Source organism: Sphaerochaeta pleomorpha str. Grapes (assembly GCF_000236685.1).
GTDB lineage: Bacteria > Spirochaetota > Spirochaetia > Sphaerochaetales > Sphaerochaetaceae > Sphaerochaeta > Sphaerochaeta pleomorpha.
In genome coordinates, this window is sequence record NC_016633.1 from 1,626,922 (window position 1) to 1,640,358 (window position 13,437).

Consider the following 13,437-nt stretch of genomic DNA (forward strand, 5'->3'; position numbering starts at 1 on the left):
AGAAAACAATGATAGAAAAAACAGGAAAACGACAAGCACTTCCTTGCCTATTCACGCCTCTGTTCCCTTTGTTTTTTCCCACACAGGGAAAATTAGTACAACCATTATGCAAAATATTGAATAGCTGCCTTTATCTAAAGTGTTTTAGGTTAATCAAGAAATCAGGATCTCATCTTCGGTACATTTTGCGCACAGCTAATTTTTACCGTTCAAAGAAGAGAAATATTCCCTTTTCGCTTATCCTTGGGAAGCAGGACCGAAGCATACAGTACCCACGATACCAGATTGCCAGTCCCACCCTGCTAAAGGCTTTCCCGTTTGATAAGTTCAGCAGTAAGGCTGATGTGTAGCTCATCCTTGTCCAAATTCTGGTGAGAGAGCATTTTGTCCAGCAGATGCTTCGCCGCTTCACCGATTTCGCCTCGATTTATATCAAGGGACGAGAGAGACGGTTGTACATAATTACACAAATCGGAGTTGTTGACTCCAATCACCGAACAGTCTGCAGGCAAGTCATAACCCCTCTGCTGTAAAATATGCATCGCAGGGATTGCTTCCGAATCGGTTCTTCCAAAAATCCCATCGATACGAAAGCCGCTATCCAGCAAGCACCCGATTGTTTCCTCAAGCTCAATTTTGTCATGGTACCCCTGAATGATACGATAGGAATCGATGCCTGCAACCTTCAGCTCATCAGTAAATCCATGGTAACGAAAATCTTCCTCGAGGATAAACTCATTGTTTTCCACGAAACGGCTATGCACATAAACAAGGTTTTTTCTTCCCTTTTCAAGCAAAGTCCGGGTACAAAGCCTCGCACCTTCGTACAGACCAGAATTTATAAGGGCAAACTCCCCATGGAGTTTGCTATAGTTACGCATCTCCAACAAAACAACAGGAATGTCTGTATCAATGAGTTGCTGTATGTACTTCTGCCGGAAGGTACCTGAAGCGATGATGACCGCATCAAAGTACCTTTGGTAAATCTGGCTGACAAACTCATCGCTGTTCTGGCTTTCGCATAGGGAAATGAAACTTCCCTTCTCATATGCCCAAGAATCCATCTTCTTGATAATCTTGGCAAAGTGACTGCTCAATAGGTCATCAACAATAAAAAGGATATGGTTGCTTTGCTTGCCTTTCAGGGCACGTGCAAACGAATTTGGACGATAGCCCAATTCCTTGATAGCAGCGAGCACCCGTTTCTTCTTTACGGTATCAACATAACGGTTATCGTTTATCACATAGGATACGATAGTGGGGGTTACCCCTGCCAGCTCGGCTACATCCTTTCTGGTAACCCGTTTGATATCGTCACTCATATTGTTCCCACCACATTGCTTGCTTTCTTTTTTTGCCGGACATTTTCTGAAATCTCACTACCTGTATCATAATCCAGTTGTTTGAGCTCACCGGGAGCGCTTGGACGCTGTCGCGTATATCCATCACATTCCCAATCAGGGGTGACTTCTTTCTTATTCCAAGGCCTGCATTTCCATTGGTACCCACGATAGGGGTCACGGGTATCGTTCATCCATTGTAATATTTCTCGATGCAACTCATCTCTGACCTGTTTGTACGATTCTTCATCGATGAGGTTCTTCATCTCGTATGGGTCCTGTTTTACATCATACAGTTCATCAGTATCATCAAGAAGGTGTATTGCCATTTTATAGTCATCGGTAATGGCAGCCCTCATGAACTGTAAGCCTCCAAAACCATCGTGGTCGATCTCATACCGGTGAAATTCACTGAATACCGTCTGGTGCAGGGGTTTTCCAAAGGGATTCTCTATAATCGCCCGCATCGACACCCCGCTTAATACCGGTGGCTGGGGAATCTGAAAATAATCAAGAAACGTTGGAACCAGGTCGATATGGGTTGCTACATGCGCATAATTGGTACCCGCAGGGCTCAGCGCATAAGCTCCTCCCTTGATAATGAGGGGAATATGGGAAATCTCCTCGTAGACTGACGGACCCTTAAGCGAGAGGGAATGGGCTCCAAGGGCTTCCCCATGGTCACTGGTAAAGACCACCATGGCGTCTGGCAGTTTCTCCTTCACGGCATCCAATACCCTGCCGATCTCATAGTCTGCAAAGCTGTTACAGCCTAAAAACAGCTGGGGTTTTATATGGAGACTGTCTTTGTCTTCCTGCAAATGAGTCCCAGCCCAAAGTCTCTGCAACAAGGGTTTACCTTCAAGGGTATCCCAATAGTTGGGACGCTTTGGAAACTCATAATCAGCATAGAGATCAGCAAACCGTTTAGGACAAAGGTAGGGCTGATGGGGTTCGTCATAGCTGACACAGAGGAACAGATCCTCACTGCTATGCTTATCGATATAATCGATAGCACGGTCAGAGACCCTATGGGCAAAAGTAAATTCCTCTTCAATTCCGGATCCTTCCAATGAGGCGTTTTCCTGTCTGCTTTTGTACCGGTCTTGTGCATCCAGTTCATTGAGATAGCAACGCATATCATACCAATAGTCGCTGTCATACCCCTGTGGGCAAATACCATTGCCAAAATAGTCCCCGCCATCGAGGTGCCACTTACCGATATAAGCACTAGAGATTCCCTCAGGTTTCAGGTATTCACCGATAGTTTTAACCCCACTTGCGAGGGGAACGGTATTGGTTATACCCCCATTGGAATGGGGATAGAGGCCAGTAAAGATAGCACTCCTGGCCGGTTCACATACCGGTTGGGTGGAATAAACCTTGTCAAAACGAATTCCTTCCGACGCAAGCCGGTCTATGTTCGGTGTTTTCATATCGGGATACCCGTAACAACCGACCATATCCCAGCGGGTAGTATCGGTCATAATGAAAACAACTTGTCTTTTCGGTTTCATTGTTCAATGCTCCTTGGTTAAAAAACGGCAATGCAACTGCAACTAGAGAATCCTAGCCTTTGACAGCCCCTGCGACCAGACCTTTTACCATATACTTCTGGAAGAAAAAGAATACACAAACCATAGGGAGTGTGCCAATAACTGAAATACAATTGATCAAAGACCAGTCATAAGAAAGTTCACCAAGGTAGCGCAGACTGATTCCCACCGAAAGGGTCCTGAGTGAATCGGACTGTATCAAAGTCGCAGCATGCAGGTAATCATCCCAGGTCATCAAAAAGGCATAGATACCAACTGCCAGGATTCCGGGTGCCACCAGTGGTGTAATGAGCTTGAGAAGAATGGTTGTTCTCGAAGCACCGTCAACCGTTGCTGCTTCCTCTATCTCACGGGGAATATTAGCAAAAAAACTGGAAAGCAATAGGCTACAAAAGGGAATCTGGGCAGCTACTATTGCTAGGATAAGACCTGAACGAGTGTTGATAATCCCCATCTTGCTCATCATGGAATAGAGGGAAATCATCCTGGAAATAATCGGAAACATCTGAGAGGAGAGCAGGATGGCTATGAAAATCTTATTCCATTTGGTTTTGAACCGGGAGATCGAATACCCTGAGAAAATTGCTACGGCACAGGTAATCAGTGCGCAGGCAAAGGAGACCAGAAAGTTATTTCCATAATAGACGAAAAACTCATTGTTCTGGGTAAAAAGATTGATGAATCCTGTCAGCACGAAATTTTTCGGGAAAAAAGACGGGGGATAGAGATAGGCCTCCATATTCGTCTTGAAAGCGGTCACTAGCATCCAGTAGATGGGGAATAACAAGAAGAGGAGAATCAGGGCTAAAACGACACTTCGCAGAGTCTTTGACAATCTTGTTTGCATACGTTTCTCCTAAGCCATATCCTGGACACGGAAGATTTTCTGGTAGAACCCTACTACAAAAATCATCAGCAACATCCAAATGGTGGTAACTGCGGCGCCGGACCCAAGATTCATGGATACGAAGGCCTCCCGATAACTGAGAATAGCAAAATTGGTGGTCGACCCGTTCGGGCCACCTCCGGTCATGGTCCAGAACAAGGGAAATTGTTTAAAATTCTCGATGATTGACATCGATACGGCAATTTTGATTACAGGGGAGAGGAACGGAAGAATAATAGAGAAAAAACGGCGTACCGGACCTGCTCCATCGATGGTTGCAGCCTCCAGCATATCAGAAGGGACATTTCTGAGCCCTGCGAGCAATAAAAGCGTCATCAGGGGAATCTGTTTCCAGAGTGCTGCGATGGCAATGCCACCCAAGGCGGTTTGAGGATTGTTCAGTACTGCAAAATCCTTGACAGTTCCTCCAGAAAAGAATGAAACAAGGAACTTAACCAACCCATACTGGGGCTGGAAGAGCCACATCCAGATCAGACCGGAGATAACCGTCGGGACTACCCAAGGAGTCAACATGATGGAACTGGCAAGTCTGGAACCTTTAAAATCGGTATTGAGAACCAGAGCCAAAGCCATCCCGAGTATGAATTGAAAAAGGATGACTAGCAAGACAAACCAGAGCGTATGCCAAGTTGCAGAAGGTATTTGCCCCGTCTTGAAAAGCCGGATGTAATTATCAAAATTATTCCAGAGCCCAGGCTTTCCGCTAATAATGTTCTTGACACCATACTTGAGAAAACTCATATACAACGACTGAATGATAGGTACAATAATAAAAGCTATGGTAAGTATAGCCGCAGGTAGGGTCAAGACGAACGAATACCCGTTGTCCGAGAGTGTCTGTGTTCCTTTTTTCATGCTATTTCCTTCAATCAAGTAAAGTAATCCCAAGGTATATTGCAACCTTGGGATCGGTATGGGGCTAGTTGCCTAACTTGGCCTGCATAACCTTTGTGAAATTGGCTATGGCTGAGTCGACATCCTGGTTGCCTACGGTTACAGCCTGGGCCAGGGAACAAAGTTCCAGGTTCAGATCGGTCAACTGGGGGATGAACGGCTGGGCCTTTACATTCTTGGCAGAGTCGGCAGCTCCCTTGAGAACGGGATTGTTCTGAACACCGGCCATTTTTGCCATACTGGCTTTTGCAGGATAGGCAGGGGTAGTGTTTGCAAGGTAATCGCTCAGTACCTTTTCGGAAATGACATACTGTACGAACTTCGAGAGTGCCGCTTTCCTTGCTCCCCCATTATCTACGAGAATGAAGCAATGCGCCTGTAAAATAGACTGGCCCTTTCCCTGGCCACCGATAAGTGGGGCAGCAGAACTGGTGAAGTTGATGGCATCGGGATTAATGGACTTGATCCCGTTGAAACCCCAGCTCTGGTCGTAATACATGGCAAGCTGTCCAAGGGCAAAGAGGTTTCGCAGATCCTTGAGCTTGGCGTTCTGCGGGTTGTAACCCTTGTCGTCCAAGGTCTTGAGCATAGCGATTGCATCTCTGAAGCCTTGATTGTCGACACTGAGCTTCTTTGAGGCATCGAGAACGGTTCCGCCGAAGTTAAAAATCATACCAGTCAGCGAATCGCCGGATACGGGGACAGAAGCAGTGGTCTGGCCGAAAGCGTAGACTTTATTGCCATTTTTGTCTTTGAGCATGGAGAGCTTTTCTGCCATCTTGAGCATTTCGTCATAGGTCTTGGGTGGTGTATTCGGGTCAAGGCCTGCCTGCTCGAACAATGCCTTGTTGTAATACAGTACGTATGGTGAAATATATAAGGGGATTCCATACGCATTACCATTGATCTTGAAAGAATTTAGGACATCTGGATAAAAGTCATTGACGAAGGAGGCAGGAAGGATATCGGAAATGGGGGCTGCAAGGCCAGCATCTTCGAATCCAGGAATCCAGCCTATTTCGCCAAAGATTCCATCTACCTTGTCTCCACCACCGGCCATATTGATTACTTGATTCATGATCTCGCCATAAGGAGCGGAAACCCATTGAATCTCAACAGTGGGATTTTCAGCCTCAAAACCTTTTTTTATCCCGTCCCAGAAAGGGATATATCCTGATTCAAGCACTGCATAGTTTGCAATTTTCAAGACTGTCTTGCCACCCTCGGCAGATTTTTCTGCAGTGCCATTGGCGAACAAACCTGCGGTGCACAGTGCGAAAACCACTGCAACAGATACCAATTTTTTCATGCTATTCTCCTTTTGCAATTTCGATACAACCTTTATTTAAGATATACACTGCTGTGTATACTCGCATTAAGTATAGGTCACTACAGATGGATGTCAAGCAATTTTTCTTATTGCCCTACTGACTAACTACAACTTTATAAAATATGGAAGGTGGCCTAAGTTTCTACCCAAAGGAGAGCAATTCCCCGTTGAGTTCCTTGCTGTGAAGAGTCTTGATATATTGCGAGGGGGTGCAGTTCCTGAACTTTCGGTAAACCCGGGAGAAATAGAGCTGGTCGGGAAATCCGACAAGCAGGGAAGCCTCATTGATCTGAAGCAAAGGGTTTTTGTTCAGAAGGCTTTCGAAGCGCTGAATCTTCCTCACCGTGGCCAGTTGTTTGAATGAGACGCCGAACTTCTGTTTGATGGCATGAGACACTGCCGATTCACTTCGGTCGACGGCTCTGGCAACGACAGTAAGGTTGCTTGGTTCCTGCATATGCTCATCCAGATATTGGATGACTTTTTCCACTAGTTGCGGTTGCCAGAGTTTGACATAGGAAGAGGATGAGACAAAGTTGATGAGCATGGTAAAAAGATGCAGCATCCTTGAAAGCGTCTCCTCCTCGAAATATGGTCGGGCCATGTAGGCAGAAATAAAATCCTTTTCCTCAAGGCCTGAGCTGGTCCACTCACCAAGCAACTGGGCAGGGGCATGCTCAAGGGTCCTAAACTGGCCGAGCATGGCATATCCGATTGTCATCCCGTCACGTTCAATCGGCATGACAGCCTCATTGAGTCCCCCATGGCAGCGATACACTGTAAGTTTTCCCAACCGCTTGCAACGCTCGCACATCAACTTATCCTGGGCAAGGCATCTGGGACGATAATGCAATCCTTTCTGTAAGAGTGTGCAATAGTCACTGGACTTCAAGAAAGCCCCGACCAACCATTCCTCGACCAAGGGGGAATACAGGGTAATCTTGACCCCAAAGCAATACGAAAAACTGTCTATGAGCTGTTTGACCTCTGGGTCAAAGAATATCTGTTGGGTTTCCTGCATAGAATTAGTATTGCATAAATTGCAGATTTGTCCATATCGATTCCTTTTTTTAACCTATACACCCACCCGCTTCCATCATACGCTTAAGTCACGAAAGGAATCTGCATGCAAGCAAACGAAAGAGTACTGGAAATCATTGGACAATTTGCTATCGATGGAGTTATCCTCAATCTCAAGAGCAACACCGAAGGGCATATCAATAGTACCTTTATCTCGACATTTAAAAATGGAGATAAACTGGAAAAATATACCCATCAGATGGTGAATGGTGTAGTATTCCCGCACCCAGAACAAGTAATGGAAAATATTCAGGCTATTACCAGCCATATAAGAAACAAACTGGAAGAACAAAAAGCCGACCAAATAGATAAGCGCTGTCTCCAGCTCATCCCTACCAAGTCAGGTGCTTTCTTTACAAAAGACCGTGAGGGAAGGCTATGGCGAACCTATCGCTATATCGATGGGGTTCGGACCTTCAGTGTTCTGTCTGATGCGGTTGATGCATATCTACTCGGTGGTGCCATTGGTACTTTTGCTCTCCAGCTTTCTGATTTTGATGGCGGAAAACTCCATGTCACTATTCCCGATTTCCATGATATGGGAGTGCGTTACAAACAACTCGATACAGCTATTGAAGAGAACAAAGCAGGCAGAATGCATTCGGTTTCCAAAGAGATTGCCTTCCTCATGGAAAACAGGGAACGCGGCATGGTTCTCATCGATGCGCTGAAAAACGGGGAACTTCCCCTGAGGGTGACCCACAATGATACCAAAATGAACAATGTCCTGTTCAGCGAACAGAACGGCGAGGCTTTGTGTGTCATCGATCTCGATACGGTTATGAGTGGTACCTGTCTGTTCGATACCGGCGACATGATCAGGACCGGAGCCTGCACGGCAAAGGAAGATGAAACGGACCTGGCAAAAGTTCGCTTCAATATCACGCTGTTCCAGTCTATGGTCCAAGGTTATTTCGAGAAAGCAGAGAAGTTTCTCACTCCAAAGGAAACAAGTCTCATTGCAGAGTCGGGCAGGAACATTACCCAGATTATGGCAGTAAGGTTTTTGACCGACTATCTCAACGGCGACATCTATTATCACATTGACAGGCCAAGTCACAACCTTGAGCGCGCCCGCACCCAGATTGCGCTCATGCAGGACATGGACAGACAATGGGGTGCCATTACTACATTCATCAAAGACCTGACCGTATAGCCAGGGATATTTCTAGGAGGTTACGAATGCGAAAAACAGTGAAAATTGCTCTGACTGCGTTGTTGCTCATGTCCTTCTGTGCCGGAAACATTTTTGCCGGAGGCGCCAAAGAGGAGACGTCGACACAGGAACAAAAGAAAATTGTATATTGGTCGATGTGGAACCAGACAGAGCCACAGGGCATGGTAATTGAAGAGGCTATCAAAGATTTCGAGGTAAAGAACCCTGGGGTAAAAGTCGAGATCAACTGGTGTGGAAGGGAAATCCGGAAAACGTTGCAACCAGCCCTTGATAATGGACAGGCAATCGACCTCTGGGACGAGGATACCGAACGTGTCGTGAAAACCTGGGGAGATTATGCAATTTCCTTGGACGATTATGTAACCAAGGCATGGCCGGGAACCGACGGCAAGCCGTATGAGGATGCAGTCATGAAATCTTTGCTTACCCAGGCTCGCGCCTATAGCAAAGACGGCAAGACTTTGATGGCAGTAACCTACCAGCCATTTGTATTTGCGTTCATGTACAATAAGGACCATTTTGCAAAGGCAGGAATCACAACAGCCCCCCAAACCTGGGCAGAATTCACCGAGGCTTGTGCAAAACTGAAAAAAGCAGGTTTTGTACCGCTCACCACCGATGATGCCTATGTCGACACCCTTATGGGATACTACCTTGCACGTGCAAAGGGCTACCAGTGGGTACAGGCTTTGGTCACAGATAAAACTGGTGCCATGTGGGATGACCCTGTAGTATTGCAGATGGCAAAGGCATTCGAGGATTTAGCCAAGAAAGGCTATTTCTCAGAGACCGTTGGCGCCAATAAATGGCCTTCAGGTCAGCAGGATATTGCAAACGGTACCGTTTCGATGTATCTCAACGGAACCTGGCTTGTCAATGAAATCATGGGCACTACCGGTCCTGACTTCCCTTGGGGAACCTTCAGTTTCCCTACAGTTCCAAATGGAACCGACAATATTACCTGCGCAAACTATGGCGGCCAGGCTTTCCAGATCAGCAAGAACAGCAAGTATCCTGATGTTGTCTTTGCCCTTATCACCCATCTGACTACAGGCGAATGGGACAAACAGCTTGCCCAGCAGTCATATGGAGTGCCTGTAGGGGGAACCACCGATTGGCCTGTGCAACTTTCTGAAGCCAAAGATTTGTTCACCAACCTCACAACATGCTATCCTTGGGCAGCAGGTATTGAGACCGAGACAAACAAGACTCCTCTTATTATCGAAGCTTTCACCAAGCTGATCAGTGGCCAATACACTGCCGAACAGTTTGTCACAGCAGTAAAAAAATAAGTTTCCCCTTGAAACAGGAGCCCTGTTTTCAGGGCTCCTGCCTATTTTTTGTAGAAAAGGAAATCGAAGATGAAACGAAGCAAAACCATGCTTGCGGTCTTCTTGGCCCCTGCGATCCTCTCTTACCTAATCGTGTTTCTCTATCCTACCCTCAGGACGGTATTCATGAGCCTCTTTGACGTAGGCAATATAACCGATGCCATAGCGAAATGGCAATTTGTAGGGATAGAGAACTATAAGACACTCTTTGGGGAAAGCCTGTTCAAGGCATCTTTGAGGAACATCGGGGGAATCTGGCTTTATGGTGGTATCGGGGTGTTCCTGATAGCTATTTTCTTTTCTGTAACCCTTACGTCCGGAGTAAAACATAAGTCTTTCTACAGGGCAGTGATTTATCTTCCGAACGTCATTTCCGCAGTAGCCATGGGCACGATGTGGATCCACTATGTATTCAATGCCCGCTATGGTCTTTTCAAGACATTTTTCGCATTCTTGCATATGAATAAACTGGCAGCTTTCCAATGGACAGCCCCTGATAATATTTTCGCAGCCCTTACCTTGGCCTATAGCTTTGGGATGGTCGGGTATTTCGTCTTGATTTTCATGGCTGGCATAGAGAAGATTCCTGCCGACTATTATGAGGCGGCTACCATCGAAGGGGCAAACACCTGGAAAAAATTCTCCAATATTACCTATCCCTTGCTCAAGGATGTACTCAGGACGAACATCGTGCTCTGGACCATCAGCATCGTAGGATTCTTCGTATGGTCACAGGTTTTCAGCCCCTTGACCCCTGACATGGGAACAGTTACTCCGATGGTTTACATGTACCAGAGTGTTTTCGGGGCAAATACGGTGGTAACAAGCCGCAATGTCGGCGCAGGTGCTGCTGTTGGCGTAATTTTGGCCGCTATGGTTATCATCTCGTTTATCTGTACGAATGTCATTTTCAAGAATGATGACCTTGAGTACTAGGAGGAAAACATGAAAAACGCAAACAAGCACTTTACGAAAGTCGGCATGGTACTCATTATCCTTTGGTGTATTTTTACGTTTGTTTTGGTAGGTTGGATTGTCGCAGCATCACTGTCCACCACTAAAGGGATCTTTTCCAATAAGATCTTCTCTAGCGGTTTTCACCCCCAGAACTATCTTACTGCCTTGGTAAAGCACAAGGTTGGAAGATATTTCATCAACTCCATCATCTATACCGGGTTTTCCATCGTAGGGATCATTCTGGTTGCAGCCCCAGCGGCGTATGTGCTGGCTAGATTCCGGTTCAAAGCAAACATGCCTTTGCAAAACATGTTCATGACGGCCTTGGGAATCCCAGCCATCATGATCATCCTCCCCTTGTTTGGCATGTTCACAAAGCTGCAGTTAACCAATTCAAGGACCTCTTTGGTTGTCCTGTATATCTGCCTCAACGTGCCATTCACAATCTTCTTTCTAATCAGTTTCTTCAAGAATATCTCAACATCATTTGAAGAAGCAGCTGCAATCGATGGATGTGGTCCTATGCGTACGTTCTGGTCAATCATTTTTCCCTTGGCCCAGAGCGGAATCATTACGGTAAGCATCTTCAATTTCATTACCGTATGGAACGAATACTTCATTGCCTTGATCTTTGCAAACAAAACCGAACTCAGACCGGTAGCGGTCGGACTCTATTCCATGGTTCAGTCGATGCGCTATATCGGGGACTGGGCAGGAATGTTCGCAGCAGTTGTCATAGTTTTCCTGCCTACCTTTATTATTTACCTTTTCCTCTCGGAAAAAATTATAGCCGGGGTTACCGGAGGAGCAATCAAAGGATGATCACCAAGGGTTTCTATACAGTCAAGGCGGCACTCAACAAGGGAGAAAACCCTTTGCCCCATTTCAGGGATAAGAATCACGACCTCACCGTTATCACCAGAGCCCCCTTTCCCAAAGAGTATGCCAAGAATCTTGGTCAGAATTGCGGGAAACGAGTTCTGCCCTATTATATCCAGGACCGTTACGACAGAACCCTAACGATAACAGATATCCCCTCTATCCTACTGGAAAACCAATACCTGAAGGCAACGGTTCTTCCCACCTTGGGTGGACGATTGATCAGCTTGTATGACAAAACAGAACAAAAGGAACTGTTGTTCAACACCTCTACCATACAGACGGCAAACCTTGCCAATCGTGATGCTTGGTTTGCCGGTGGAATTGAGTGGAACTTTGGACAGTATGGGCATGCTTTTTCGAGTAACAGTCCTGTCTACTGTGCAAAGCAGGTAGATGCAGAAGGCAATGAGTTCTTGCGTCTCTATGAATTTGAACGATGCATAGGTGTCTATTGGAAGATAGATTTGCACCTTAAGGACAGGTTTCTCTACGCCCACATGGCTGTCCACAACCTATCCACAAGCGACACCTCTCTCTATTACTGGACTAACGTAGCATTGAAACAAACAAAAAAGACCCGCGTCTTTGCAAGCGAGGGAGAAGTCATCTATATCGACCCCTTCGTACCCAAAGGGATGAAAGGCTATGGTTTCGGAGAACTTCCTTATCTGGAAATCCTTTCGGACACTGATGTATCCTACCCTGCAAACTTCCCCTACTCCAATGAATATTTCTTCACCTGTGACCATAGCCAGGTTCCCTGGGAGGCAACCATCCAAGAAGATGGTTCTTCCTTCTTCGATGCCTCCACTGCAAACCTTGCATTCAGGAAGATGTTCTGCTGGGGTAATGGCTGGGGAGGCAAACACTGGCAGGAATATCTTTCCCCCGAGGGTGGAGAATATTTCGAGGCCCAGGCGGGATTGGCTCCCAGCCAGCTCCATGGCTTGACCTTGCCAAAACAAACTACCTATACATGGACCCAGTGTTTCGGTTCACTCGGCAACAAAGCCAAGATCGAACAGGTCAAGGCTATCGAATCGTGGAAAGAAGCCAGGGATACTATCCAGACAGTCCTTACATCCCTAGTAGACAGAAACAAACTCAAGCAGTATGAGAGCATCTTTGAAAAGGAAAGCGAAAAAGCTACAGGAGAGTTGCTCTGTATCGGAAGCGGTTGGGGGTACCTCGAAAACCTCAGGGCACAAACACCTTTGCCCAAAGGCATGCGCTTCATCCCTGAAGCCGACCTACAGGTCTGGGAGAATTTCATCCATACAGGGATCTTAGAAACCAAGGCAAAACCAAGCCTTCCCTTTTCCTGTCCTCCCCTCACGTGGTATCCATTGCTCAAAGACAGCCCTTCTGCAGCATATTATGCAGGAATCCTTGCCCTTGAACTGGAACAAGAGGATGAAGCCGAGAAATATTGGAAAAACAAATCGGATGGATTTTCCTTAAGAAACCTTGCTATTCTCGAGGTAAGGAGAGGGAATAGTAAAGAGGCATTGCAACTGTACCGCTTAGCCAGTAAAAGCAAGGAATACAACCTAGACCGTGCAATAGCCGAAGAATTCATCAGACTGCTGGTCAAAGAGCAGTTTTTCCAAGAAGCAAAGCTGGCATACGAACAGCTTCCAGAAGCATGGAAAACAGAAAGCGACTCCCTTGCAATCGACCAGGCGTGGATTGCTTGTCATGAACAGGATGCACAAACGCTGGGGGAAATCCTTTTGCGTCCCTGGCATGCAGTAAGGGAAGGTGAGACACCGTTCAAAGAACTCTGGTTTGAATGGAAAGCGATTCTTTACAGCAAAGAGCATAACCAGATTCTTGACGACTCGATCAGGGAGAAAATCATGAACGAGCTGACACTTCCGCAAAAGTTCGACTTCAATATGGTGATGTAAATACGTTATCCCTTGCTATTTGTGCTTCACCCTAGGAAAGCCCTTTCCCCTCTTTACCTCTTCTTGTACTGTT

The 13,437-nt window shown here is 46.3% G+C and carries 11 protein-coding genes; 5 read left to right on the forward strand and 6 right to left on the reverse strand.

Going from position 1 to position 13,437, the window contains the following annotated elements; genetic code table 11:
- Positions 1-302: 302 nt before the first annotated feature.
- The 6 genes from SPIGRAPES_RS07470 to SPIGRAPES_RS07495 form a co-directional block, all read right to left on the reverse strand.
- On the reverse strand, positions 303-1,322 hold the full coding sequence (locus SPIGRAPES_RS07470; RefSeq protein WP_014270162.1) for a LacI family DNA-binding transcriptional regulator: 1,020 nt from the start codon (positions 1,320-1,322) through the stop codon (positions 303-305).
- Complete coding sequence (locus SPIGRAPES_RS07475) at positions 1,319-2,857, reverse strand: sulfatase family protein (RefSeq protein ID WP_014270163.1); 1,539 nt, start codon at positions 2,855-2,857, stop codon at positions 1,319-1,321. The genes SPIGRAPES_RS07470 and SPIGRAPES_RS07475 overlap by 4 nt, the downstream gene beginning before the upstream one ends.
- 52 nt (positions 2,858-2,909) lie before the next feature.
- On the reverse strand, positions 2,910-3,743 hold the full coding sequence (locus tag SPIGRAPES_RS07480; protein WP_014270164.1) for a carbohydrate ABC transporter permease: 834 nt from the start codon (positions 3,741-3,743) through the stop codon (positions 2,910-2,912).
- Positions 3,744-3,752: 9 nt separating this feature from the next.
- A complete protein-coding gene (locus SPIGRAPES_RS07485) occupies positions 3,753-4,658 on the reverse strand; it encodes a carbohydrate ABC transporter permease (RefSeq protein ID WP_014270165.1) in 906 nt (301 codons plus the stop codon).
- Between the two features lie 64 nt (positions 4,659-4,722).
- The gene (locus SPIGRAPES_RS07490) at positions 4,723-6,006 is read right to left on the reverse strand and encodes an ABC transporter substrate-binding protein (RefSeq protein ID WP_014270166.1); all 1,284 of its coding nucleotides are present in this window, start codon (positions 6,004-6,006) and stop codon (positions 4,723-4,725) included.
- Between the two features lie 163 nt (positions 6,007-6,169).
- Positions 6,170-7,048, reverse strand: coding sequence for a PocR ligand-binding domain-containing protein (locus tag SPIGRAPES_RS07495; RefSeq protein ID WP_014270167.1), 879 nt, complete (start codon positions 7,046-7,048; stop codon positions 6,170-6,172).
- A gap of 105 nt (positions 7,049-7,153) precedes the next feature.
- Between SPIGRAPES_RS07495 and SPIGRAPES_RS07500 the strand changes: the two genes are divergently transcribed.
- From SPIGRAPES_RS07500 to SPIGRAPES_RS07520, 5 genes are all read left to right on the forward strand, one after another.
- Positions 7,154-8,263: a phosphotransferase enzyme family protein gene (locus SPIGRAPES_RS07500; RefSeq protein ID WP_014270168.1), complete on the forward strand. Its 1,110-nt coding sequence runs from the start codon at positions 7,154-7,156 to the stop codon at positions 8,261-8,263.
- 26 nt (positions 8,264-8,289) lie between these two features.
- Positions 8,290-9,576, forward strand: a complete 1,287-nt coding sequence (locus SPIGRAPES_RS07505) for an ABC transporter substrate-binding protein (RefSeq protein ID WP_014270169.1) — start codon at positions 8,290-8,292, stop codon at positions 9,574-9,576.
- 69 nt (positions 9,577-9,645) lie between these two features.
- Positions 9,646-10,551, forward strand: a complete 906-nt coding sequence (locus SPIGRAPES_RS07510) for a carbohydrate ABC transporter permease (protein ID WP_014270170.1) — start codon at positions 9,646-9,648, stop codon at positions 10,549-10,551.
- Between the two features lie 9 nt (positions 10,552-10,560).
- A complete protein-coding gene (locus SPIGRAPES_RS07515; protein ID WP_014270171.1) occupies positions 10,561-11,394 on the forward strand; it encodes a carbohydrate ABC transporter permease in 834 nt (277 codons plus the stop codon).
- Positions 11,391-13,364, forward strand: coding sequence for a DUF5107 domain-containing protein (locus tag SPIGRAPES_RS07520; protein WP_014270172.1), 1,974 nt, complete (start codon positions 11,391-11,393; stop codon positions 13,362-13,364). The genes SPIGRAPES_RS07515 and SPIGRAPES_RS07520 overlap by 4 nt, the downstream gene beginning before the upstream one ends.
- The last annotated feature ends 73 nt before the right edge of the window (positions 13,365-13,437 follow it).